General features: G+C 63.9%; 21 protein-coding genes. 15 read left to right on the top strand and 6 right to left on the bottom strand.

Annotated elements, in window-relative coordinates; genetic code table 11:
- Window positions 1–13: 13 nt before the first annotated feature.
- The 3 genes from NKH95_RS02445 to NKH95_RS02435 are packed head-to-tail and all read right to left on the bottom strand — an operon-like array spanning window position 14 to window position 3,675.
- Entirely contained in the window at window positions 14–1,324 is a 1,311-nt protein-coding gene (locus NKH95_RS02445; protein WP_031212279.1) for an aspartate aminotransferase family protein, read from the bottom strand.
- Complete coding sequence (locus NKH95_RS02440; RefSeq protein ID WP_352890936.1) at window positions 1,325–2,383, bottom strand: phosphotransferase; 1,059 nt, start codon at window positions 2,381–2,383, stop codon at window positions 1,325–1,327.
- Entirely contained in the window at window positions 2,380–3,675 is a 1,296-nt protein-coding gene (locus NKH95_RS02435) for an ArgE/DapE family deacylase (protein ID WP_164892806.1), read from the bottom strand. Before NKH95_RS02435 ends, NKH95_RS02440 begins: the two co-directional genes overlap by 4 nt.
- Window positions 3,676–3,843: 168 nt before the next feature.
- Here NKH95_RS02435 and NKH95_RS02430 point away from each other — a divergent pair, with 168 nt between their 5' ends.
- The 8 genes from NKH95_RS02430 to NKH95_RS02395 all read left to right on the top strand — a co-directional run bounded on the left by NKH95_RS02430 (window position 3,844) and on the right by NKH95_RS02395 (window position 12,934).
- On the top strand, window positions 3,844–4,545 hold the full coding sequence (locus tag NKH95_RS02430) for a GNAT family N-acetyltransferase (protein WP_245273050.1): 702 nt from the start codon (window positions 3,844–3,846) through the stop codon (window positions 4,543–4,545).
- Window positions 4,542–7,268: a winged helix-turn-helix domain-containing protein gene (locus NKH95_RS02425; RefSeq protein ID WP_352628492.1), complete on the top strand. Its 2,727-nt coding sequence runs from the start codon at window positions 4,542–4,544 to the stop codon at window positions 7,266–7,268. The genes NKH95_RS02430 and NKH95_RS02425 overlap by 4 nt, the downstream gene beginning before the upstream one ends.
- A gap of 82 nt (window positions 7,269–7,350) precedes the next feature.
- A complete protein-coding gene (locus NKH95_RS02420; RefSeq protein WP_023808834.1) occupies window positions 7,351–8,472 on the top strand; it encodes a histone deacetylase-like amidohydrolase in 1,122 nt (373 codons plus the stop codon).
- Entirely contained in the window at window positions 8,417–9,334 is a 918-nt protein-coding gene (gene urtB / locus NKH95_RS02415; protein ID WP_352628490.1) for an urea ABC transporter permease subunit UrtB, read from the top strand. Before NKH95_RS02420 ends, urtB begins: the two co-directional genes overlap by 56 nt.
- Entirely contained in the window at window positions 9,331–10,317 is a 987-nt protein-coding gene (locus NKH95_RS02410) for a branched-chain amino acid ABC transporter permease (RefSeq protein WP_023808836.1), read from the top strand. Before urtB ends, NKH95_RS02410 begins: the two co-directional genes overlap by 4 nt.
- Entirely contained in the window at window positions 10,314–11,018 is a 705-nt protein-coding gene (locus NKH95_RS02405) for an ATP-binding cassette domain-containing protein (protein ID WP_023808837.1), read from the top strand. Before NKH95_RS02410 ends, NKH95_RS02405 begins: the two co-directional genes overlap by 4 nt.
- Before the next feature lie 2 nt (window positions 11,019–11,020).
- A complete protein-coding gene (locus NKH95_RS02400; RefSeq protein WP_023808838.1) occupies window positions 11,021–11,722 on the top strand; it encodes an ABC transporter ATP-binding protein in 702 nt (233 codons plus the stop codon).
- Window positions 11,723–11,764: 42 nt separating this feature from the next.
- A complete protein-coding gene (locus NKH95_RS02395) occupies window positions 11,765–12,934 on the top strand; it encodes a substrate-binding protein (RefSeq protein WP_023808839.1) in 1,170 nt (389 codons plus the stop codon).
- 44 nt (window positions 12,935–12,978) lie between these two features.
- On the opposite strand, the gene NKH95_RS02390 is transcribed toward NKH95_RS02395, so the two are convergent.
- Together NKH95_RS02390 and NKH95_RS02385 are read right to left on the bottom strand one after the other, a co-directional pair.
- Complete coding sequence (locus NKH95_RS02390; RefSeq protein ID WP_128302363.1) at window positions 12,979–14,625, bottom strand: acetolactate synthase large subunit; 1,647 nt, start codon at window positions 14,623–14,625, stop codon at window positions 12,979–12,981.
- 86 nt (window positions 14,626–14,711) lie between these two features.
- Window positions 14,712–16,049 carry an aromatic ring-hydroxylating oxygenase subunit alpha gene (locus NKH95_RS02385; RefSeq protein WP_023808841.1) on the bottom strand — a complete coding sequence of 446 codons (1,338 nt, stop codon included), beginning with the start codon at window positions 16,047–16,049 and terminating at the stop codon, window positions 14,712–14,714.
- A 128-nt stretch (window positions 16,050–16,177) separates the two neighbouring features.
- Here NKH95_RS02385 and NKH95_RS02380 point away from each other — a divergent pair, with 128 nt between their 5' ends.
- Window positions 16,178–17,071 (top strand): LysR family transcriptional regulator, encoded by an 894-nt coding sequence (locus tag NKH95_RS02380; RefSeq protein ID WP_352440074.1) that lies wholly within the window; start codon window positions 16,178–16,180, stop codon window positions 17,069–17,071.
- 2 nt (window positions 17,072–17,073) lie between these two features.
- Here NKH95_RS02380 and NKH95_RS02375 read toward each other — a convergent pair whose 3' ends face one another.
- Window positions 17,074–18,345 carry an NAD(P)/FAD-dependent oxidoreductase gene (locus NKH95_RS02375; protein WP_023808843.1) on the bottom strand — a complete coding sequence of 424 codons (1,272 nt, stop codon included), beginning with the start codon at window positions 18,343–18,345 and terminating at the stop codon, window positions 17,074–17,076.
- Between the two features lie 196 nt (window positions 18,346–18,541).
- Between NKH95_RS02375 and NKH95_RS02370 the strand changes: the two genes are divergently transcribed.
- The 6 genes from NKH95_RS02370 to NKH95_RS02345 all read left to right on the top strand — a co-directional run bounded on the left by NKH95_RS02370 (window position 18,542) and on the right by NKH95_RS02345 (window position 25,226).
- The gene (locus tag NKH95_RS02370; protein ID WP_023808844.1) at window positions 18,542–19,534 is read left to right on the top strand and encodes a dipeptidase; all 993 of its coding nucleotides are present in this window, start codon (window positions 18,542–18,544) and stop codon (window positions 19,532–19,534) included.
- 310 nt (window positions 19,535–19,844) lie between these two features.
- Window positions 19,845–21,404 (top strand): ABC transporter substrate-binding protein, encoded by a 1,560-nt coding sequence (locus tag NKH95_RS02365; protein ID WP_023808845.1) that lies wholly within the window; start codon window positions 19,845–19,847, stop codon window positions 21,402–21,404.
- A 52-nt stretch (window positions 21,405–21,456) separates the two neighbouring features.
- Window positions 21,457–22,404, top strand: coding sequence for an ABC transporter permease (locus NKH95_RS02360; RefSeq protein WP_023808846.1), 948 nt, complete (start codon window positions 21,457–21,459; stop codon window positions 22,402–22,404).
- Between the two features lie 28 nt (window positions 22,405–22,432).
- Window positions 22,433–23,272, top strand: coding sequence for an ABC transporter permease (locus NKH95_RS02355; RefSeq protein ID WP_352890933.1), 840 nt, complete (start codon window positions 22,433–22,435; stop codon window positions 23,270–23,272).
- Window positions 23,269–24,252 (top strand): ABC transporter ATP-binding protein, encoded by a 984-nt coding sequence (locus tag NKH95_RS02350; RefSeq protein ID WP_023808848.1) that lies wholly within the window; start codon window positions 23,269–23,271, stop codon window positions 24,250–24,252. Before NKH95_RS02355 ends, NKH95_RS02350 begins: the two co-directional genes overlap by 4 nt.
- A complete protein-coding gene (locus NKH95_RS02345) occupies window positions 24,249–25,226 on the top strand; it encodes an ABC transporter ATP-binding protein (RefSeq protein ID WP_023808849.1) in 978 nt (325 codons plus the stop codon). Before NKH95_RS02350 ends, NKH95_RS02345 begins: the two co-directional genes overlap by 4 nt.
- Window positions 25,227–25,273 lie beyond the last annotated feature (47 nt).

Raw genomic sequence — 25,273 nt, 5'->3', positions numbered from 1 at the left:
GCGTTCGGCCCGATCACCAGTTCGACAGCGCGCGATCGAGCGTCTCGGCCAGTTGCTCGGCATTGTCCCTGGCAAACGGCAGTGGCGGCCTCATCTTCAGCACATTGCCGCGCGGACCGCAGGACGAGATCAGCACGCCGTCCTCGCGCATGGCTTCGACGACCGCCGATGTCTTGGTGGCGGCCAGCGCCTCGTCACCGTCCGCCGTCAGCTCGACACCGAAATAGAGGCCGTTATGCCTGATATCGGCGACCGCGCCATGCCGGCTCTGCAGGGTGCGCAGCAGTTCACTCGTATACGCGCCGACATTGCGCGCATTCTCGATCAGCCCCTCGCCCTCGATCACCGCCAGCACGGCGAGACCGACGGCGGCAGCAACCGGATTGCCGCCGAAAGTGTTGAAATAACCGGTGTTCGAGCCGAACGAAGCGACTAGCTGCGGCCGCACGAGCACGGCGCCCATCGGGTGTCCATCGCCGATCGGCTTGCCCATCGTGACGATGTCGGGCTCGATGCCATAATTGGCGAAACCCCACATGCCTTGGCCAAGCCGGCCGAAGCCGGACTGGACCTCATCGGCGATGACGATGCCGCCGGCCTTTCTGACGTGATCCACCGCCTCGCGCATCACCGCCGCATCGGGAAAGAAGATGCCGTCGCTGGAAAAGGCCGAGTCGAGAAGGAGTGCGGCCGGCTTGATATCTTTTACGCGCATGTCCTCGATGGCGGCGGCGACATTTTTTGCGAAAACATTCGCGGCCCGGCCATGGTCGCGGAACGTGTCCGGCGCCGACACGGTGCGGTGCTGCGCGCGCACGCCCTTTGCTCCGACCGCCGCCGGCGACAGTTGCGCCGTCGCGATGGTGGCGCCGTGATAAGCGAAGTCGGTGATGATCACGCCGGTGCCGCCGCTGGAATGCTGGGCGATGCGGATGGCGAGGTCGTTGGCCTCGCTTCCGGTGCAGGTGAACATGGCGTGGCCAAGATGGGCCGGAACGGTGCCGAGCAGTTTTTCCGCGTAATCGAGGATGATCTCGCTGAGATAGCGCGTGTGGGTGTTGAGCGTGGCGGCCTGTCCGGACAGCGCCTCGACAACGCGCGGGTGGCAGTGGCCGACCGAGGCGACGTTGTTATAGGCGTCGAGGAATTTACGGCCCTGGGCATCGTAGAGCCACACACCGCTGCCGCGCACCAGATGAATAGGGTTGCGGTAGAAGGCGCGATAGGTCGGCCCAAGCAGCCTGGCGCGGCGTTCAAGCAGCGCGCGCTCCGATGCAGCCGCGTCGGCATTTGAAGGATATGGCGAGGACTGGGACACGAGCATTTACTCCGGATTGGAATGGTCGAGAAAATAGCGGCGGGCATCGGTGGATGACAGACCATCCAGCTTTTCGAGCGAGGCCCAGACCTCGGTGGCGAGGCGCAGCACATAGTCGCGCTTGGCCGGGAAGCGCTCGGCCTGCCAACTGGCGATGTTGACGATGAGCGCAAGCCGGGCACGGATCAGATCGAAGAGAATGCCGATCTCTTCCTCCTCCAGCAGCTGAACCGATTGATAGCCGGCGACGAAGCGCGCGGCCGACGCCAACGGATGGCCTTGCGCCGGCCAGCGATAGACGGCGCCGATGGCGAGGTCGCAGATCAGCGGCGAATGGATCATGTCGCCGAAATCGAGGATGCCGCTGACGACCTCCGGCCGCGACGCGTCCATCACCACATTGTAGGAGTTCATGTCGTTGTGGACGATCTGGGCGCGCAGGGTCGGAATGATTGGCGCCGCATGCTGCTCGAAGGAGTCGATCGCGCGCTCGACCATCGCCCTCCGGCCCGGATCAGTGATGTGCACCGTCATCGGTCGTATCTTGGCGACCTTGCGGATATCCCAGAGCAGGTCGCTGCCGGCGGCCGGGTGGAAGAAACCGCGCAGCGCCCGGCCAAGGCGGGCGAGGAAGATCCCGAGATTGCGATCCTGCGCATCGGAAGTCGGCGAGCGCGACAGCAGCTGACCGGGCAGATAAGTCACCAGCCGGACGATGCGCGGTGCCGATCCACCAACACTGGCCGTAAATTGCGCTTCGCCCTCAAGGCTTTTGCGCACCGAGGGAACCGGCAAGGTGGGGTCGACTGCAAGGATGTGGTCGAGCGCCTTGTTCTGGAAGTCGGTGAAGCCGGCCTCTTCCGCCGGATGGGAAACCTTGAGGACGAACTCGCCCTCGCCGTCGGTCTGGATGTGGAAGTTATGGTCGCGTTCGCCAGGCAATGGACGCGCGGTGCCGGTCAGCCCGTAGTGCCGGCGCACGATGGCAAGCGCGTCGGTCGTCGAGACATGGGGCGCGTCCTCGGCGAGCGTTTCGCCGAAAGCATCGGGGACGGCTGCATTCATGGCTTGGCCTCGATAGGTTCGAGGCCGCACCAGTCGGCGATGAACAGCGCGATCGTCTGGGTGACCTTGCGCACCGAGTCGAGATCGACGGCCTCGTCATAGCCGTGCGGCATGCGGCAGATCGGGCCGTAGACGATCGCCGGCGTTTCAGCATAGAGGCCGAAGAAGCGCGCATCAGTGGTCGCCGAGGTGACGTGCTCCGTCAGCGGCTCGCCCCACACGGCGGTGTGGCTGCGGCGCAGCACCGCTTCCATCTCGTCGGCGCCTTCCAGCACATAGCCCTCGGCCATGAAGCCGTTGTAGGTCATCATCGGTGGGCGATTGGCCAGGAACGGATCGGCACGCGCCGCTTCGGCGATACAGGCCTCAAGCTCGGCCCTGGCGTCTTCGAGCCTCTGGCCGGGATAGGTGGCGACGCGCATCTCGAAGACACAGCGCGCCGGAACGCTCGATGTCCATTCGCCCCCTTCGATCTTGCCGAGATTGAAGCGGATCGGGTGCGGGTGATCATGGAAATGCTTGTCGTCGACCTTGCGCGCGTTCCAGACGATTTCGAGCTGCTTCAGCGCCTGGATGATGACAAATGCCTTTTCGATGGCATTGGCCCCGGCAGAAAATGCACCCGACGCATGCTGGGGATCGCCGTCGACCTCGACCCGGAACCAGATCGGCCCGACCTGCGCCCGCATCAGCCTCGGCTCCAGCGGTTCGGGAATGAAGGCGGCGTCGGCGCGGTAGCCGCGCTGCAGACAGGCAAGCGCGCCATTGCCGGTGCATTCTTCCTCGACCACCGACTGGAGATACAAGTTCGCGGCCGGCTGATAGCCAAGGCTGCGCAATGCGGCCAGCGCATAGAGGCAGGCGGACAGGCCGGCCTTCATGTCGCCGGCGCCGCGGCCATGCATCCAGCCGTCCTCGATCACCGGATCGTAGGGATCGCGCACCCAGCGGTCGAGTGGCCCTGTCGGCACGACATCGATATGGCCGTTGAGGATCAGCGAGCGGCCGGTCGCGTTTCGCGGCGTATGCGTGGCAACGACATTGAAGGCGTCGTCATAAGAAACTGCCACGGGTGAAAAACCCGGCAGGTCGCGAATCGCATCGACATCGACGCGCCACATGTCGACGGCATAGCCGTCAGCCTCAAAGGCAGCCGCCATGAACGATTGTGCGGCATGTTCCTCACCACGCTGCGAAGGAAAACGCACGAGGTCTTGCAGAAACGCTACCTGCCGCGCGAAGCCGCCATCGACCGCGCTGAGAATGGCCTCGTCCGCAATCCGCTCAGGCATTATGTTTCACTTTCATCTGAATGGTGTATCATATCTCATATGCCATTTCTGTGAAATGCAAGAGGCATACGCGCCAAACTTTCAGTCCAGGACTTGCCGTTCAATGCTGCCATGGTCTGGGGAGTTGGCATCGGATGCAGCAAGCCGATACTGCTATCTCTGGAAGACATGACGAGGAATGCGTTGATCACCGAAGACACGATGCCGGCCGAAATCACCGATCTCGCCATTGGCTACCATCGCCTGCCGGCGGGCAAGCTTGCCAATGCGGTGACGTGGATGGAGGCGCGCTCGCCGCAGCCCGATCTCGCGCACCCCTTGGCCATGACACGGATCACGCCCCCCGACTGCGCTTCCTACCGGGCGATTTTCCTAGAGATCGGCGCGCCCTGGCTTTGGGACCGTGTTTCCGAAATGTCCGATGCCGAAATCACCGAGCATTTCGCCGACCCGCGCCAGCATCTCTACTACGGCCATGACGAGACCGGCGCGCATCTCGGTATGGTCGAATTCTTCGTCGCCGACAGCAGCGAGATCGAGATCACCTATTTTGGCCTGTTCCCGTCCCTGACCGGCAGGGGTTTCGGCAAACGGCTGATGGCCGGGGCACTGGACCTCGCATGGCGTCTCAACCCGAGCCGCATCTGGCTGCATACAAGCAGCTTCGATCATCACAGTGTCATCGGGTTCTACAGTGCCTGCGGGTTCGTCCCCTTCGCGACCGGATTTGAGATCATCGACGATCCCCGGATCAAGGGAACCTTGCCGCGCGATGCCGCACCGCAGATTCCGCTGATCGAAACGGAGTGGAGCAATGGCAAGGGAGCCGCGCTTTCGCGGAAAAGCGGCAGGTTGCACGGACCTAGATGAGAACAGCTCCGCAATCCGTCAGCCAAGCGTCGCCGCACCATCGCCGATGGGTGCGCCGCGAGACCATCCTGTCGACGCTGGAGCGCCACATCGACACGCGGATCGTGCTGTTCGCCGCGCCCGCCGGCTTCGGCAAATCGACGACAATGGCGCAATGGGCCACGGAGGTCGCGCGCCACGGTCGGCTGACCGCATGGCTATCCTGCGAGGCAACCGACAATGACGAGGGCGCCTTCCTGTCGCATCTGGTGGGCGCGCTCCGCCATCTCGTCCAGAGCCCAGCGGAACTCGACCTTGCCTTCCAGTCCAGCCCGATCCCCCAGCTCGATGTCATGCTCGCGGCACTGGTCACGGGCCTTGCAGCGCGCGAAGCTGACATCACGCTGTTCTTCGACGACTACCACGCTGTCGAGGCGACGGCGGTGAAGCGGTTCATGGAGCGCCTGACCCGGCAGGCGCCGGCAAACGTCGCCTTCGTCATCGGCTCGCGCAGCCTGCCCGATCTGCAACTCGGCAAGCTCAGGGTGCTGGGCGACATCTTCGAAATCGGCCCCGACGATCTGCGTTTCGCCTCGTCCGAGGCCGAGGCTTTCTTCAACGAGAAGCTGGGCCTGAGCGTCAGCAGCGGCACAGTGGAGACCTTGTGCTCGCGTACCGAAGGATGGGCCGCCGGCCTGCAGCTCGCCTCGCTCTCGCTGAGTGCCGCACACGCACCCGAAACCTTCATCGGCAATTTTACCGGCGCCAACCGCAACGTCGCCGACTTCCTGATGGGCGAAGTGTTTCTGGAGCTGCCGCCGGCAATCGCAAAATTCCTGCTCTACAGTTCGATCTTCGAACGCTTCAGCGCCGAAGCCTGCCGGGCGGTGATGCGCGCGGCGGATGCCGAGGCGGCGATTACCGAGATCGAGACGCGCAACCTGTTCCTGGTGCCGCTCGATGAAGAGCGACGCTGGTTCCGCTACCATCATCTGTTCCGCGATTTCCTCAGCCGCGAAATGGAACGGCGCGAACCGGAGATGATCGCGCCGCTGCATCTGGCGGCCGCCGAATGGTTCGGCGAACGCAAGATGCTGACCGAGGCGATCGGGTACGCGCTGGCCGCCGGCGACCAGGCACGCGCGGCGGTATTCGTCGAAAACAACGCGCTCGACCTCATCGCCCAGTGCCAGCTTCTCTACGTGCGCCAGCTGCTCGCGCTGCTGCCTAGGAAACTGATCGACCAGCGCATCCGGCTGCAACTGGTGGTGCTTTGGCTGGCGGTGCACAGCAGCCAACCCGAGATTGCCCAGCAGACGCTGAGCAATGCGCGCAAGCTGGTCGAGACCGGACCGACTGACAGCAATGACCCAGGCACCATGACCGGCACAACGATCGAGGCCGAACTGGTGGTTCTCGCCGCTGCCGTCCACAGCACGCTGGAGCAGTTCGATCAGGCGCGCGACACAGCACTTGCGGCCCTGCGCGTCATCTCACCCGATGCCTGGTTCATGGAAGGCGCGACCGCCAATGTCATCGGCTACAACCTCTATGCGCTGGGTGACCTCGAAGGTGCCCGCGCCGCGATCGATGCGGCGCGACGGGCGCATGAGCGAAGCGGCAGCCTGCTCGGCGTCACCATTGCCAATTGCTACATGGCCGTTGTCGAGCGTTCGGCGGGCCGCTTGCCCGCCGCCGAGCGGCTGCTGCGCAACGCCATCATCGAGGCCAGGGCGCGGATCGGTGCTAATTCCTATGCCGAGGCCTTGGCCGGAACGCTGCTAGCCGAGCTCGCCTACGAGACCAATGCGTCGGGCGAAGCGCTGACCCTGGTCGAGAATCTCGGCCCGCAGATCGAGGGCGCGGCGGTCATCGTCTATCCCCTTGCCAGCGTGCCGACCTATGCCCGTGTGCTGCAGCTGACCGGTCGCACCGAAGCCGCACTGGACATGCTGGAGCGCGTCTATCAACGCGTGCGCGGCACGGTGTATCGCCGCCTGGCATCGATGATCATGCATGACCGCGTACGTGTGCTGCTCGACCAGAACCGCAATGCCGAGGCGCGCGCGCTGCTGGCCGAGCATCGCGGCGAAGAGACCGAGACTTCGACGGTCATCACCACCGCAAACGAGTTCGAGTTCTTTGCCGAGGGCCGTTTGCTGACGGCGGAAAAATCCTATGCCAATGCAGCGGGGGTTTTCGACGCGCTTCTGGAGCGCACGAGAACCAGCGGGCGCATGCGTCGCCATATATTGGCGCTGATCCTGCGAGCCAAAGCGGCCAGCGCTGCCCACGACCAACGCGAGGCAGACCGCAATCTCCTCGATGCGTTGCGTCTCGCCCAACCTTCCGGCTTCATCCGTTCCTTCGTCGACGAGGGAAGGTCTGTCGTCGAAGGGTTGATGCGGCTGCGTGCTGCCCAGGCGAAGACCGACCCCGCGCTGTCAGCCTATGCCACGCGCATCATCGATGCAGCGCAGGCGATGCCCGTGGCGGCGCGCAAGCTGGCCGCACCAGCCGCTGAGAAGGAACAGCTCACCCAGCGCGAGGCCGAACTGCTGCGCTATCTCACTGAGGGCATGTCCAATCGCGATATCGCCTTGGCGCTGTCGGTGAGCGAAACCACGGTGAAATGGCACCTGAAGAACATTTTCGGCAAGCTTGCGGTATCCAACCGGGTGCAGGCGGTGCGCGCCGCGCAAGGGTCAGCAGGCGCCTATACCCCTCCGAAAGGAGGGGCATAGATACAGGCGCAGCCCCTCTTTCGGGTCGGGCCACATGATCGTTAGCCTGCTAGCGTCACCTGGTTTTTAGAGGACGCTGCGAATGGCGACAGGCTACGTTTTTCACGAACAGCTGATGTGGCATGACACCGGCTCCAGCGCCGACATGATGCCTCCCGGCCGTTTCGTGGAACCCGGCCGCCATCTGGAATCCCCTGGCTCGAAGCGGCGGCTGAACAACCTCATCCAGGTCAGCGGCCTGTCGCGCCATCTCGTCCCGATTATCCCCGAGCCGGTCTCGGTCGAGGACCTGTTGCGCGTCCACACGCAACGTCACGTTGACGACATCAGGATGCTCAGCGAGCGCGGCTCCGGTTTCGCCGGGCCGCAGGCGCCAATCGGCCTCAACAGCTTCGACATCGCGCTGCTGTCTGCCGGCACCACCTATGCCGCGATGCGCGCCGTGCTGACCGGACGCGTCGACAATGCCTATGCGCTGGCGCGGCCGCCGGGTCACCATGCCGAGCCTGATCAGGCGATGGGCAACTGCCTGTTCTCCAACATCGGCGTCGCTGTCCGCCGGCTGCAGCATGAAGGCCTGCTTGGCCGCGCCGCAGTGGTCGACTGGGATGTGCACCACGGCAACGGCACCGAGACGGTGTTCTATTCCGACCCGTCGGTGCTGACCATTTCCTTGCATCAGGACAATCTCTACCCGACCGGGCGCGGTGCGCTGGCCGACAACGGCAAAGATGCCGGCGAAGGCTACAACATAAACATACCGCTGCCGGCGGGCAGCGGCACCGGCGCCTATGAAGCGACTTTCGACCGTGTCGTCGCGCCGGCGCTGCGTGCCTACAGACCGGACCTCGTCATCGTCGCGTCCGGCTTCGATGCGTCCGGCTTTGATCCGCTCGGCCGCATGATGCTCAACAGCGAATGCTTCAGGCGGCTCGCCGCGCGCATGGTGGCGCTGGCCGCCGAAACTTCGCAAGGGCGCCTGATGATGACCCATGAGGGCGGCTACTCCGAGGGCTATGTGCCGTTCTGCGGCCATGCCGTCATCGAGACTCTGGCCAACCATCGCACCGAAGTGGTCGACCCGTTGTCGGAGCATATCGACGAATGGGCGGGGCAGGATCTGCAGTCGCATCAGGCCGCGGCGATCGATGCCGCCGAAGGCCTGCTCGCCGGCCTGCGCCAACGTCTCGCCAGTGCGGCCTGACGCGATGGATTTTCTCATCACCACGCTGCTCAATGCGCTGACGCTGATCAGTATCCTGATGCTGGTCGGGCTCGGGCTGGCGATCAGCTTCGGGCTGATGAACGTGACCAATTTGGCGCATGGCGAGTTCGTCACCGTCGGCGCTTTCGCGGTTTATTTCGTCCAGAGCGTGGGCGGCTCGTTCTGGCTGGGCCTGGCGGCGGCGCCCGTTGCCGGCGCGGTGGTCGGCTGTATCCTCGAGTTCGCCATCATCCGCCATCTCTATTCCAGGCCGGTCTCGACCGTGCTTGCCACCTGGGGCGTCAGCCTGATCCTGCAGCAAGGGCTGGAACTGATCTTCGGGCTCGGCGCCAAGCCGGTGACGCCGCCGATCGAGGGCACGCTCGATCTTTTCTTTACCGTCTATCCGGCCTACCGGCTGATCCTGATCGGCATTGCCATGCTGACCTTGCTCGGCGTCATCCTGTTGATCAGCCGGACGCCCTTCGGTCTCGACATCCGCACCGTCATCCAGAACCGCGAGATGGCCGAAGGCGTCGGCATCAATACCCGGCGCACCTACGCCATCGCCTTCACCTTCGGCGCGGCAATCGCCGGCCTTGCCGGCGGACTGGTCGCACCGCTGGCAATCGTGCTGCCGCAGATGGGGGTGAACTATCTCGCCAACGCCTTCTTCGTCGTCATCGTCGGTGGTGTCGGCTCGATCGGCGGCCTTGTCGCCGGCAGCGTCTTCGTCGGCGGACTGACCAGCATCCTCAATTATCAGATTTCGCCGTCGCTGGCGCAGGCGATCGTGCTGCTGGCTGCCATCGTCGCTGTCCGTCTGCGGCCCAACGGCCTGTTCAACGGAGCGTCGCGATGATCGCCCGCGACCGCAACTGGCTGATGATCTTTGCCGTCTGCGTGGCGCTCGCGATCATCTATCCGTTCTTTGCCGGCGGCTATCAGTTGACGGTGATCCGCGACGCGCTGATCTTCGGCCTGTTCGCGGCGAGCCTCGACTTCTTCTGGGGCCGCACCGGAATCCTGTGTTTCGGCCACGCCGCCTTCTTCGGCATCGGCGGCTACATCATGGCGCTGGTTACGCTCAATGATGCCATCCCCTTCGGAAGCCTGCTTGGCATCATCGGTGCGGTGGCGGGTGCGGCCTTCGTCGCCGCCATCATCGGCTACTTCCTGTTCTTCGGCGGCATTCGTGGCAGCTATTTCACCATCGTCACGCTGGCCATGGGCGTCATCTGCCAGCAGGCCGCGGTTTCCTGGAGTTCGGTCACCGGCGGCGACAGCGGCCTGATCGGCATTCCGCCGATCGAGTTCGATCTTGGCGGCCTGCATGTCGATCTGAGCCAGGATCTGCCCTCCTATATCTTCGTCTCGGCTATCGTCGCCGTGACGGTGCTGGCGCTGTGGTCGATCAGCCGCGGCCGCTGGGGCACGGTGCTGACCGCAATCCAGGACAATGAAGTCCGGGCGGCCGCGCTCGGCCACAATGCGCCGTTGCGGCTGCTCGTTACTTTCGTCTTGTCGGCGGCGATCGCCGGACTTGCCGGCGCGCTCTATGTCTGCATGGCAGGACTGGTGGCGCCCGACCTGTCCGGACTGCTCCTGTCGACGGAGGTGATCGTCTGGGTGGCGGTCGGCGGGCGCGGCACGCTGCTTGGGCCAGTACTGGGCGCCATCTTCATTCAGCGCGCGCAGCAGACGATCAGCAGCTTCAACCCGAGCCTGTGGCCCCTTCTGCTCGGCTGTGTCTTCGTCATCATCGTCTTCGTCCTGCCGGATGGCATCCTGTCGATCTACGCGCGGCTGAAAGGCCTGTTCAAGGGCGGGAGGCGCGCGCAATGAGCGACATCCTGCTGCAGGCCGAGAACGTCGGTATCCGCTTTGGCGGGCTGCAGGCGCTGGAGGCTCTGAACCTCACGGTGCGCGACAAGGAACTCTGCTGCATCATCGGGCCGAACGGCGCTGGCAAGAGCACCTTCCTCAACGTGCTGACCGGCACGCTGCGTCCGACCAGCGGCAGCGTGCGCTTCCTCGGCCACGACATAGCCGGCTTGCCGCTGCATCGCATCGCCCGGCTCGGCATTGCCCGCAAGTTCCAGATCCCCTCTGTCTTCCCGAGCCTCTCGGTGGAGGATAATCTCAAGGTCGCGCGCTGGGGGGCGCCTTCGCCTGCGCGCCCGGTTGGCGAACTCTTGGAGCTGGTCGCGCTGACCAACCGCGCCGCCACGTTGGCCGGCGAACTCGCGCATGGCCAGAAGCAATGGCTGGAGATCGGCATGGCGTTGGCGATAGAGCCGCGCCTGCTGTTGCTCGATGAACCCACTGCCGGCATGACGCCGCAGGAGACGCTGGCGACGGCGCAGATGCTGCTGCGACTCAAAGGTGAATTCTCGATCGTTGCCGTCGAGCACGACATCCGCTTCGTGCGGGCGCTGAACTGCGAGACGTTGGTGCTGCATCAGGGACGCCGGCTGCGCAGCGGTCCTTTCCATGACATCGAGACCGACGAGATGGTCCGCGATGTCTATCTGGGGAGGCGCTGATCATGCTGCGAACAATGGCGGTGTCGGCCGGCTACGGTCTGCTCCCCGTGCTGAACGGCATCGACCTCAGCGTCGCGCTGGGCGAAGTCGTGGGCTTGCTCGGCCGTAACGGCGCAGGCAAGACAACGCTGCTGCGCGTCATCTCCGGCGGCTTGCGGGCAAGCGGCGGGGCGGTGGTTCTCGGAGACAAGGATCTCACCAACGCGCCGGCTTTCCGCCGTGCGCGCGCAGGCATCGCGCATGTGCCGCAGGGGCGCGGGATCTTTAACCAGCTGACGGTGCGGCAAAACCTGGAGGTCGGCACCCGCGCTGCCAAGGACCGTGGCGACGGCGGCATTCCGGCCGACATCTTCGGCTATTTTCCAATCCTGCGCGAACGCGAAGCGCAGGTCGCCGGCACGCTTTCGGGCGGCCAGCAGCAAATGCTGGCGATCGGCCGCGCGCTCTGCGGCCTGCCCTCGGTGCTGCTGCTCGACGAGCCCTCGGAAGGCATCCAGCCGAACATCGTGCAGTCGATCGCCGAACTGGTGCCGCGCATCGCCCGCGAGCGCGGCATCGCGATCATTCTTGTCGAGCAGAATCTCGATCTCGTTCTCAAGGCATCGGACCGCTGCCTGGTGATGGAGAAGGGCAGGATCGTCCACGAAGGTGCGCCTGAGACCTTCGCCGACGAGACCCTGCTGAAGGACCTGTTGGCTTTGTAAGGCGTGCATGGGGCGCGCCTGGGACTGGAAGGGAACACAACAATGATAAGCAGAAGAACTGTCTTGAAATCGGGCGGCGCTGCCGCCGCCTTCGCCATAGTCGGCGCGCCGTCGATCCTGCGCGCCGCCGACACCGTCAAGGTCGGCCTGTCGATCCCGATCACCGGACTGCAGGCGATCCTCGGCGAGACGTTGCTCAATTGCTACAAGCTCGCCGCCGCCGAACTCAACGCCGCCAACGGCATTGGCGGGCGCCAGGTCGAACTCATCATCGAGGACAACCAGACCACGACCAAGGGCTCCATCGACAAGGCGCGCAAGCTCATCAACGAAGACAAGGTCGACGTGATCATGGGCACGATCATTTCGCCTGAGCGCAGCGCCACGCTGTCGGTCACCTCGAAGGCCAAGAAGCTGTTCTTCTACCCGACCAATTTCGAAGGCGGCGAATGCAACCGCTACTTCGTCGCCACCGGCCCGATCCCGATGCAGCAGGTCGACCCGATGATGCCATGGGTGGCAGAGAACCTCGGCAAGACGATCTATGTCATGGCTTCGGACTATGCCTGGCCGCAGAAGATGACCGAGGCGATCACGGCGGCCTATGAGAAGGCCGGCGGCAAGATCATCGGCGCCGATTACTATCCGTTCGGGACCACAGATTTCGGCCCGGCCTTCCAGAAGATCAAGTCGCTGAAGCCCGATGTCGTCTGGTCGATGGTGGTCGGCAACGACGCCGTCACCCAGCTCAAGCAGTATCGCAGCTTCGACATCAAGCAGCCGCTGATCGCCCCGCTCGACGAGGTCTTCAACAAGGACGCGCTGCCGCCCGGCGTTGCGGCCGGCACCTATGCGCCGCAGCCCTACTGGATGGCGCTGGACAATCCGGTCAACAAAAAGTTCATCTCCAGCTTCCGTGAGAAATTCGGCCAGGAGAAGATGGTCAACGGCATCGGGGAGGCCGGCTACAACGGCCTGCATCTCTACGCGCTGGCCGCGGAGAAGGCGGGATCGCTGAAGGACGACGATGTATTGGCCGCGCTGCCGTCGATCGAGTTCGACGCACCGCAAGGCAAGATCCGCGTCGACGCCACCAACAACCACACACTCTGCCATTCCTATGTAGGCAAGGCGGCGGCCGACGGCATCGGCTACGAGATCGCTAAGGATTTCGGCACCATCGCGCCGGTAACGCCTTACTGCAAGGTGTAGGGTCTTCCGCCCAAGCAATCCTGACGGCGGCTTTGTCGCTGCCGTCAGGGCGTCTGCGGCGCAGGCAGACGCTCGCGCAATTCGTCGACGAGCACCCTGGTGTTTTCGGAATAGTCGATAGGCACAACGACGAGATGCACGCCGCCGCCGGTGAAGGCCTGTTCCAGCGCCGGCCGCAAGTCGGCGATCTCTGCAACCCTGGTTCCCTTGGCGCCATAAGCCTCGGCATACTTGACGAAATCGGGATTTCCGAAGGTCATGCCGAAATCCGGAAATTCGTCAACCGCCTGCTTCCAGCGGATCATGCCATAGGCATGGTCCTCGAGCAGCAGGACGACGAGGTTGAGCTTGAGCCTGACGGCGGTCTCCAATTCCTGGCTGTTCATCATGAAGCCGCCATCGCCGCAGATGGCCATGACACGGCGCTGCGGATAGAGCAGTGCCGCCATCATCGCCGACGGCAAGCCCGCGCCCATGGTGGCCAGCGCATTGTCGAGCAGGATCGTGTTTGCCATGCGCGTCCGGTAGTTGCGCGCGAACCAGATCTTGTACATGCCGTTGTCGAGGGCGAGGATCCCGTCGGCCGGCATCACGGCGCGCACGTCGTGCACGATGCGCTGCGGCGTGAAGCGATCTTCGGTGGCCCGCGCGGCGATCCGGCTCAGAATGCCTTCCCGCAGCGGCAGCAGGACCTGCGCGTTGGGGATCTTGCCCTCGATGCGGTCGGCCAGCAGCGCCAGCGAAGGGCCGAGGTCGCCGACGATTTCGGCTTGCGGGAAATAGACCTGCTCGACATCGGCTGATTGGTAGCCGACATGAATGACCTTCGGCCCCTTCGCCCCCATGATGAAGGGCGGCTTCTCCACGGTGTCGTGACCGATGGTGATGATCAGATCGGCCTGCTCGATGGCCTCGTGCACGTAGTCGCGCTCCGAAAGGGCTGCCGTTCCCATATAGAGCTCCGTGCCGCCGGGCACGGTGCCCTTGCCCATCTGCGTGGTGAAATAGGGAATTTGCGTCCGCAGCACGAACTGCGCGACGTCGGGGGTCACGCGCGGTCGCGACGCCGCCGCGCCGAACATCAGCAGCGGGCGCCTGGCTTCCAGGATCATACGGGCGGCGCGATCAAGCGCGCCTGGACTGGCCAGCGGCAGTTCGACCGGGTGCGTCGGCACCAGCGCGATCGGTTCGCACTCGGCCGCCGCAATGTCTTCCGGCAGTTCCAGATGTACGGGACCGGGACGCTCTTCCTGGGCGACACGGAAAGCTTCGCGCACCAGCGAGGGGATCATCTTCGGCGAGACGATCTGGCGCGACAGCTTGGTCAGCGGCTTCATCGCCGCGACGATGTCGACGATCTGAAAGCGCGCCTGCCGGGATGACAGGATGCCCTTCTGGCCGGTGATCATGATCATCGGCATCGCGCCGAGCAGCGCATAGGCCGAACCGGTCGAAAGGTTGAGCGCGCCTGGGCCAAGCGTGGTGATACACACACCCGGCTTGCCGGTAAGCCTGCCATAGGTGGCGGCCATGAAAGCGGCTGCCTGCTCGTGACGGGTCAGGATCAACTGGATCGAGGAGCGGCGGATGGATTCGACGATATCGAGATTTTCTTCGCCCGGAATGCCGAAAATCCGTTCGACCCCTTCGTTCTCGAGGGCCGCGACGAACAGATCCGAACCTTTGGTCATAAACTGTCTCTCCCGCAACATTCCGTCGGCCCCCCTTCATATGGCATCGGAATGCGACGCCTCAAAGAGGCATCTTCGGCCGCGGGTCAGAGGCGCGTGTTGCAACTCGCCGCTTTCGGCGAAGCGAAAAGTTCCTTCGGCGCAGACCATTGGCTGACGGTCGCGCCGCGCGTGCCGGTGATCAGCGAGCGCAGTTCCGACAGATAGGTCTGCACGAAGAACGAGGTCTGGCTTTCCAGCGGCGTATAGGGCCCCGGCCGGTAGGCGCGCGACATGATGCCGTCGGCATTGTCTTCGGTGATCTTCTTGTCCTGCACCGTGGTGATGTCCCACATCCAGCTGATCGCATCGGCGTCGACGTCGTTATCGGCATCCTTGTCGACGAGCCAAGTCAGGATGACGTCTGTTTCCATGGCGTTGCGCGGTATCATCTGGAACAGCGTGACATAGTCATTGGCAGCACTTGCAAACGACAGGCGTCCGAGGCGAAAGCCGCTTTCGCCGCCATCATAGGCACGACGACCACCCATCAGGCACGAGACCCCCTCGCCCGTATTGGACAGCGTGTTACGGCCGGAGCCGATCGGCTTGCGGTGCATGGCGAACGGCATCGTGTCCAGGTCGCCAGCCTGCCACGCGCCCTTGTGGAACTCGGCATCGCCGATGACGCTGTGCCAGGCCTCGATTTCGTTCTGCCACTCGACCGCCTTGTCGGCATCGCGGGTCGCGGTCACTTTGACATGACCGTTGACGCGGTAATATTCGGGGTGAGCCGGACGGCAGTGATAGCATTCAAGGAAGTTCTCGAGCACCAGCTTCCAGTTCGCCTTGGTCAGGTAATTCCTGCGCGCAACGATGCGTGCGCGGTCGAGGCCGTTCTCGCGCAAGCCACCGGTCAGCCCGTCCGCGACAGGCTGGATGTCGGGCAACGACTTGGCATCGAGGCCGCAGAATACCAGGCCGCCGAAACTCTTGCAGGGCACCCGGTGCAGGCCGAGCGTTTCCGGATCGGCGCTTGTAGGAAGGTCCTGCCGCGACTGCAATTTGCCGGTCAGCCTGAACGACCAGGCATGATATGGGCAGACCAGAAGCTTGCCGCGACCATCCTTGGCGCAGAGCCGCGAGCCGCGATGGGTGCAGACATTGTAGTAGGCCGCGATGTCCTCCTCGCCATCGCCGAAGCGCACGACGATGATCTCTTCGTCGAACAGCTGGCGCACGATGTAGCGGCCCTTTTCAGGGACCTCGCTGGCATGGGCGACAAGCATCCATTGGCGCGGAAACCACAAGTCACGTTCCAGCGCGAAGATCGTAGGGTCGGCATAAAAGGCCTGTTCCAGCGACCAGTCCGGACGTTGCCGGTCGATCAGCCTGACGGTCTCGCTTCTGTCGATAGGCTGGCTGTTCGGTGTATAGGCCTGCACTGCAACACCTTTCTGCTCGCTGGCGTTAGGATGACGTTTCGATAGGAATGTGCGATGCGGAAAGGCTTGCGGCAAACACAGAAATGATAGACCTTCATATCGAAAAGGCATGAAGGCAGGTTTGGATTGTGAAAACCCTCAAGACATCGCTTCCCCTGCTGAACGCCATGGTCGTCTTCGAGGCTGCCGCCAGGCATGGCGGGCTGACGTTGGCCGCTCAGGAGCTGAACATCGCCCAATCGGCGGTCAGCAGGCACGTCGCCAATCTCGAGCGCCAGCTGTCGGTCGAGCTGTTCGCGCGCAAAGGCAACCGCGTCGCCGTCACCGGGGCCGGCAACACGCTAGCCGAAGCGATCCGCGAGGGTCTCGGCACCATCAGGCAAGCGGTCGAGGATTTGACCGCGCACGACAGCGATACATTCGTGGTCGGCTGCAGCCACGACTTCGCGCAGGCATGGCTGATGCCGCGCTTCGGCCTCATCACATCGCAGGTTGCCGATGGCCGGGTGCTGCTGCAGACATCCACCGACTACAGGGATTTCGACCAGCCTGAAGTGGCGCTGTCGATCCGCTTCGGCGAAGCCGGGCAATGGTCCGAATTCGTGACCGAAAAACTGCTCGACGGTGAATGGTTCCCGGTCTGCGCACCGGCGTTCCTGGCGCGTTATCCGGCGCTCGCCTCGGAAGACCCAGAGGCTTTCATAGCAGTGCCGCTGCTGCATCAGGTGACGCCGCCGGGCGCGATCGACAGCTGGCAATCGTGGATCGGAACCGACCGGAAACTCGATGGACCTCGGTTCACGGGCTACATGTCGATGATCCACGAAACCATCGCCGGGCGCGGCGCCGCGCTCGCCTGGGCCGGGTTTGCCGACGAGCATCTGCGCCGCGGCCAGCTCGTCCGGCTGACGAAGACCTCGCGTCGTCACGCCGGCTCCTTCCACATCGTCACGAGGAAGAATGCCGGCCCGGTGGTCAGGGCGGTGGCGCAGGCGCTGCTCGGCAGCGTCGACGACTGCTGACATCAAGCCTCGCGGCCAAATCGCGACGCCTCATGACGCGCGCCCCAGGCCGGCATGGCGGCCTCGATCTCTGCTTCCGACTTGAAGGCATCGGAGGCGTAGCGATCGACACGGAACCGCTCCGCGGAAACGAATGGGGTCTGCCCGAGGACCAGTTCGCAGGAGAGCCGGCCAAGACCCGGCCCATGGGTGACGCCGCTCTCATTATCGCCGCCGACGACCACGATATTGTCGCTGCCGGGGACCTTGCCGACGATAAGACCGTTGTCGGGCGTGTAGCACGGCACACCTTGCGCCCAACTCGCGATCGTCGAACCGCGCAGCGGCGGGAACACCGTCTGCAGCTCGGCAAGCTCCTGCTCGAATGTCTCCTGCATCAGTTCGAGATTGTGCGGTTGGCCGGGTTCGATTTCGCTGTCATTTGTTTTGTACAGGGGTTTGTAGTGCCGGCCGGTTCCCCACATGACGGCCCCGAATGTCTCGCGCAGCCACAGCCGCAATTCGCGGCACTGGACGGTGGGGATGGTCGACGGCAGCCCGCGATCATCGGTGACGATGCGTGTCGCGACGACCCGCAGCAGCGGCAACTTCCAGCCGAGGCCCGATATGATCTGGTTGTCCCATGCGCCAGCGGCAACGATCACGCCGTCAGCCTCAAGGCTGCCCTGATCGGTCTCGATCGCCACCCGGTCGTCGGCATCATGGACGGCCGTCACGCGTGTGTTGCTGCGGAATACGCCGCCCAGCTCGCTGATCTGGCCGGTCAGCACACCCATTGCCAGCTTGGTGTCGAGCTGGATGCCATGCGGATTGTAGGCCGCCGAATGGACCCGCGCCGGATCGATGAGACCTTGCATCTTCTGGCCGATCTGCGCGGCGTTCAGATCCTGCATTTCCGTCGGGGCATAGGAAGAGTCCAGCACCGGGCGGACAAAACGCTCGCGCCCGTCCTCGGTCAGCGCCATGATCAAGGTGCCGTTCGGCCGATAGCCGATCTCGACGCCGACCTCGTGCAGCCGGCGATAGAAATCGAGGCCATATTGCTGCAGCTGAAGACCCTCTTCGCCAAGCGGAATCATGCCGGCGGACCAATGCGAGACAAATCCCGCGCCGGCGCTGGTGGTCGCGGCACCCGGCTGACCCGCATCGATGACCGTCACCCGGCGCACGCCGGACCGCAGCAGATGGAAAGCCGCGCTGCAGCCGATGATGCCGCCGCCGATTACCGCGATGTGCCTGCTATCGCTCCCGCCATGGCTTCCGTTTGAACTCATCTTTGTTCTCCCTTTTGCCGATGGTCCGATCGGAGCGACATGCAGCGACGGCGACCATACAGGCCCGTTCGGAGCTGTATAGACACATGTGTCTGTGGCCTGATACTTGATGCGTACTGCATCTGGATCACACGTCCGGAACGCCGCTTGATCCGGCCTTCCGTCGTGTTGGCGTTGCCAAGAGAGTGAGAAAAAAGTGAGCGTTTCGACTGCCGCCAAGGCCATTTTCGACAGTGAAATCATATGGGACGCGCATTCCGGCTTCATGCCGGACCCGGCTGCGGACCTGAACAATCTGCAGATCTGGCGCGACGCCGGCATCGACTATCTGTCGATTGATGTCGGCTTCGACCTGTTGCCCTGGGAGCAGACAGTGCGGACGCTCGCAAATTTCCGCCACTGGATCCTTGCCAATCCCGAGCACTACACGCTGGTCTCCTCGGTAGAGGAAATCCGCAAGGCAAAGCTTGAGGGCAAACTGGCAATCACCTTCGACGTCGAGGGCATGAACGCGCTCGACGGCCGCATCGAAATGGTGGAGTTCTATCACCATCTGGGTGTGCGCCAGATCTTGTTTGCCTACAACAGGAACAACCTCGCCGGCGGCGGTTGCCACGATGTCGAGACCAGCCTGACGGCGTTCGGCCGCCAGGTCATCGACGAGATGAACCGTCTCGGCATGTTCGTCGACGTCACCCACACCGGCTATCGCACCTCGATGGAGGTGATGGAATATTCCAACCGGCCGGTGATCTTCTCGCACTCCAACGCCAAGGCCTTGTGCGGCCATGGCCGCAACATCACCGACGAGCAGATAAAGGCCTGCGCGCGCACCGGCGGCATCGTCGCGATCGTCGGGCTCAATCGTTTCCTGGGAGAGGGACGCACGGACTCGGACAGGTTGGCCGACCACATCGAATATCTTGTCGATCTGGCTGGCCCAGATCATGTCGGCATCGGGCTGGACTACGCCTTCCCCGTCGACATCAAAGGCATCGACCGTATCATTTCCGACAACCCGCAATTCTGGCCCAGGAGCGAGTATCCGGAAGGGGCGACGACCTACGCGGCTCCCGGCCAGATGAGCGAACTGACCGATGTGCTTCTGCGCCGCGGCCAGTCCGAGCAGACCGTGCGCAACGTCCTGGGCGGCAATTTCGTGCGCCTGGCGGCCGAAATCTGGAAGTGATCGGCCGCGGAGAGGCGCATGTCCGCTACAGCTCTTGATCCAGGCCCCACCGAATGGCGGGCCAAGCCGCGCCGTGTGGGCGATCACATTTAGCCCGCGTAGGGCCCAAGCCGACGCGCTGGCGCGGTCGGAACAGATGTCGATATTTCCCGCAAGATCGTCCGTATTCAAGATTCGGACATGCCGGCAAAATTTTCGCTAGACATACATGTCTATTATTAGCAGTTTTAGCTGACAGACACATTCGGCCCGGCTTGGAGAATGGCCAACGGCCGGAAACAAGACAACGAAAACAGCAGAGGGGTAGAGCATGTCCATTCTAGCCGACACCAGGGTTTCGCGCCGCAGCCTGCTCGCCGGAGCCGGCGCTTTCGGCCTCGCCTCAATGGTCAATCCAAAAGTTTCCTGGTCGAGCGACGGGCCGATCCTCAAGGTGCGCTCCTACGCCGACATCCAGACGCTCGACCCTTGCTTCCGGCTGGCGGCACCCGAAGGCGACATCACCAGCGTCATCTTCGCCGGCCTCGTCGTCACCACGCCGGGCGACAGCTGGGGCTGGCGGCCGATGGCGGCGGAGACGATCAAGCAGCTCGATCCGCTGACCGTCGCCTTCCAGCTGCGCGACAATATCGGCTTCACCGATGGCTACGGCCAGATGACGGCCGAAGACGTCAAGTTTTCGATCGAACGCATCGCCGATCCCGCCAACAAGAGCCCCTACTCCGGCGACTGGGCGACGCTCAAAGAGGTCGAAGTCAAGGACAAGCTGTCGGGGCTGATCCACCTGAAGCAGGCCTTCGCGCCGCTGTGGACGTCGACCTTGCCGACGCCTTCCGGCACCATCCTGTCGAAGCGCGCCATCACCGAGCTCGGTGGCAAGATGGGTGTCAAGCCGGTGGCCCAGTCGGGGCCCTACATCCTGAAGGAATGGCTGCCCAAGCAGCGCACGGTGCTGGTGCGCAATCCCGACTGGAAGTACGAGCAAGGTGCCTTCGCGGAGATCCACATCCATCCGATCGAGGATGAGAAGACCGCCGAACTCGGCTATGAGGCCGGCGACCTAGATTACACCTGGACCGCGGTCTCCTCGATCTCGCGCCTGAAGCAGACACCGCCGCCAAAGACGACCGTGGTCGAGAAGCCGTCGCTGGCCTTTGTCTGGCTTGGCATGAACCAGGATGTCGCGCCTTTCAACAATCCGAACATGCGCCGCGCGGTTCAGTACGCCGTGGACCGCAAGGCGGTGGTCGATGCCGCCTATTTCGGCGCCGCCGCCACCGCCACCGGCATCATCGCGCCCGGCCTGCCCGGCCATCGCGAGAAGAACCTGTTCGATTTCGATCCGGACCGCGCCCGCGACATGATCGCCAAGGAAGGACTGGCCGGCGCGACGATCACGCTCGACATCCTCAACAAGACCGAGCGCCTGACCGCGGCGCAGGTCGTGCAGTCGAACCTGCAGGATGTCGGCCTCACTGTGGAGATCAAGCAGAACGACAGCGGCACCTTCTGGACGCTGGGCGCCAAGGAAGGCGACTACTACAAAAAGCTGCAGATGATCATCAGCCGCTTCTCCATGCAGCCGGATCCGAGCTGGGCCACTGCCTGGTTTACCCGCGACCAGATCGGTGTCTGGAACTGGGAGCGGTTTTCCAGCGAGGAATTCGACAAGCTCAATGCCGAAGGCATGGTCGAGCTCGACCCGGCAAAACGCGATGTCATCTACAAGAAGCTGCAGGACCTGATGGAGGAGAACGGCAACTACGTTTTCCTGACGCATGAGGTCACCGGCATCATGAATCGAGATACGCTTGTGGCCGGCCTGAAGCCGAACGGCGAACCCGTGTTCACCGACTTCAAACCCGCATGATATCGGCGGGCGGGGCTCGTCCCCGCCAAAGACCGTCCGACAGGTACTGGAAATGATCCGCTACGCCCTCAAGCGTCTGTGGCTTGGCGCCATCATCATCAGCGTGGCCATGATGATGATGTTCGCCATGGTTTACCTCATTCCCGGCGACCCGGCCTCCGTTGCGCTGGGGCCGCGCGCGACGCCGGAGATGATGGAGGCGCTGCGCGTACGCATGGGCCTCGATCAGCCGGTGTGGCGGCAGTTCCTACATTTCTACGGATCGGTCCTGCGCGGCGATCTCGGCACAGAGGTGCTGTCAGATCGGCCAGTTCTGGACGTGGTGATGGAACAGCTTCCGTTCACGCTGGCGCTGGTGGTCGGCGGCATCACGTGGTCGGTGGCGCTCGGCATTCCGCTTGGCTGCATCGCGGCGGTGCGGCGCGGCGGCTTTGTCGATCAGGTGATCGGGGTGCTGTCGGTGGCGATGATCGCCGTGCCGTCCTTCGTCGTCGCCATCTATTCGCTGCTGGTGTTTGCGGTCGCCCTGCAATGGCTGCCGGCGATCGGCGCCGGCGAACCGGGCGACCTCGCCAGCCGGCTCCAGCACCTCATCTTGCCGTCGCTGGCGGTTGGCCTTGGCTGGATCGGCTATATCTCGCGCATGGTGCGCGCCTCGATGCTGGAGACGCTGGAAGCCAGCCATATCCGCACGGCGCGCGCCTTCGGCCTGACCGAGCACAGGATCGTCTACACCTACGCCCTCCGCATCGCCGTGCTGCCGACGATCACCTTGCTCGGCGTCGGCATCGGCCACATGCTGTCGTCTTCCGTCTTCGCCGAAATCGTCTTTGCCCGTCCCGGCATCGGCAAGCTGGTCTATGAGGCGATCTCGGTGCGCAACTATCCCATCGTCTCCGGAGCCGTGCTGGTCACCACGGTCTTCTTCGTTCTCGTCAACGTAGCAGCCGACATCCTCGTCGGTATCTTGGATCCCCGTGTCAGATCAAGTTTCAACTGAGCTGCCATCCCGCAGCTTCCGTCTCGGCATGATATGGCGCACCTTGCGCCGCATCATGCGCGAGCCGCTCGGCGCGATCGGCCTGACGCTGGTGACGGTCGTGGTGCTGTCGGCGGTCTTCGCCAGCCTCCTGACCAGCTATGCGCCGAGCAAGATATCGCCGGCCGAACGCTTCGCTTCGCCGAGCCTCCTGCATCTGCTCGGCACCGACCATCTCGGCCGCGATCTTCTCACCCGGGTGCTCTATGGCGGACGCGTCGCGCTTTTGATCGCGCTGGGCGCGACAGCGGTGTCGCTGGTTGTCGGCGTCGTGCTAGGGCTGATCGCAGGCTATGGGCCGCGCTGGCTCGACAATGTGCTGCTGCTGATCTTCGACGCCGTGAAGAGCTTTCCCACCGTTATGCTGGCGCTGACGCTGGTCACCCTGTTCGGCCCCTCGCTCTACGCGGTGGTGCTGGTGGTGATGCTGGTCAATGTGCCGGGTTATGCGCGCATCATCCGAACCCAGACGCTGGTGCTCAAATCGGCCGAACACGTCATGGCGGCGCGCTCGATGGGGGCAAGCGCCGGCCGCATCCTGCGTGTCCATATCCTGCCCAACATCATCGGCCCGATCCTGATCCTGATCTCGATGGACATTCCCGTGGTGGTGGCGATCGAGGCGGGCATGAGCTTCCTCGGGCTCGGCGTGCGGCCGCCGACGCCGAGCTGGGGTGCGATCCTCAATGACGGCTTCGCCAACATCCGCGATTCCTACTGGATCGTGATTACCGGCGGCCTGCCGATCGTGCTGACCACGCTCGGCTTCACCTTCTTCGGCGAGACGCTACGCGACCTCTTCGATCCCAGGCTGAAGGGACGCTCATGACGGTTCTCGAGGTCAAGGATCTGAGCGTCGCCTTCCACACCGAGGCCGGGCGACTGGAGGCGCTGAAGCAGGTGAGTTTTTGCGTGCCGGCCAACCGCAGCGTCGGCGTGGTCGGCGAATCCGGCTGCGGGAAATCGACGCTCATCAACGCCATTCTCGGCCTGCTCGCCGACAATGGTGAAATCACATCGGGCGAGATCATCTTCGAGGGCGACAAGGACCTTGCCCGGCTCGACCCGACCGCGATGCGCGGCCTGCGTGGCCTCAGGATCGCCACTGTGTTCCAGGATCCGATGGGCGCGCTCAACCCGGTGCTGTCGGTGGGGCGGCAGATGCGCGACATTCAGTATCGCTCGGGTCTGTCGAAGCGGGACAAGGATGCACGCTCCGTCGCCATGCTGCGCAAGGTTCGCATTCCCGATCCGGGAAGCCGGCTGACGCAGTTTCCACACGAGTTCTCCGGCGGCATGAAGCAGCGCATCGCCATTGCGATGGCGCTGATGATGGAGCCGGCGCTGCTGATCGCCGACGAGCCGACGACGGCACTCGATGCGACGCTGGAGGTGGCCACCATCGAACTGCTCAAGGATCTGCAGCGCGACATCGGCTGCTCGGTGCTGTTCATCTCGCATCATCTGGGCGTGATTGCCGAACTCTGCGACGAGATGATCGTGATGTATGCCGGCGAAGTAGTGGAGAGCGGCACGACCCGCGAGATATTCCACGATGCGCGTCATCCCTACACGCAGAAGCTTTTGGCTTGCGATCCCGCCCGGCTGTCGCAGCGGGTTGCTCGCCTGCCGACCATTGCCGGGACCTTGCCGGATTTGCGCCGCCGGCCGAGCGGCTGCGTCTTCCAGCCGCGCTGCGATCGCGCCGACGCCCAATGCCTGACGACGCCTCCCAGCGCAGTCCTCGGTGGGTCTCACATCGCCCACTGCTGGCATGCGGACATTCCCTTGGGAGCGATGAACGCATGAGCTCCGAAGACCTGCTCAGCGTCAATGATTTGCGCGTCGCGTTCCGCGCTGGCGGCCTGTCCGCCAGGCTCGCGGGGCGGGCCACCGAGATCGAAGCGGTCTCCGGCGTCAGCTTCACGCTTCAACGAGGCAGCACCTTCGCGCTGGTCGGCGAATCCGGCTCGGGCAAGACGACGCTGGCGCGCACGCTCAACGGTCTTCAGCCGGTGAAGGCGGGCACGATCCTGTTTGAAGGGCAGGAACTGCAAGGCCTGTCTAACACCGCCATGAAACCGGTGCGGCGGCGCATGCCGATGATGTTCCAGGATCCTGTGGGATCGCTGTCACCACGGCTCAGCGTGCGCTCGCTGCTGTCTGAGCCTTTCGTCATTCACGGCTTGTCCGATCGCGATCTCAACGCCGAAGTCACACGGCTTCTTGCGCTGGTCGGGCTGCCGCGCGATTTCGCCGACCGCTACCCGCACCAGCTTTCCGGCGGCCAAGCGCGCCGCGTCGGTGTGGCGCGGGCGATCGCTCTGGACCCGGTGCTGGTCGTCGCCGACGAGCCGACCGCCGGCCTCGACGTCTCCGTGCAGGGAGAGGTGCTGAACCTGCTCAACGACCTGCGCGACCGAATGGGCCTGTCGATGCTGATCATCACCCACAATCTGCATGTCGTGCGCCAGATCGCCGACCGCATGGCGGTGATGTATCTCGGGCGCTTCGTCGAGCAGGGTGAAACCGAAGCGATCTTCCGCGCGCCGCATCATCCCTATACGGCGGCCCTTCTGTCCGCCAATCCCGAGCCGGACCCAGATCGGGTGCACCAGCGCATCACGCTGCCGGCCGACGTTCCCTCCCTGCTGGCGCGCCCTTCGGGCTGCGAATTTCACACACGCTGTCCGCAGGCCCAGCGCTGCTGCGCGGTGGATGTCCCCATCCCGGTCGCGGTCGGAAACGGCCGCCTGACCTGCCATTTCCCGCTGAACACATAAGGATCGCCACCGGCGCAAGTTGTCGGCCGGGGCGTCGAGAGGAGCCG

It is taken from the genome of Mesorhizobium sp. M0848, assembly GCF_040319805.1.
Taxonomy (GTDB): Bacteria; Pseudomonadota; Alphaproteobacteria; order Rhizobiales; family Rhizobiaceae; genus Mesorhizobium.
Note: the sequence above shows the minus strand (reverse complement) of the source record. Positions and strands in the feature narration are given on the sequence as shown.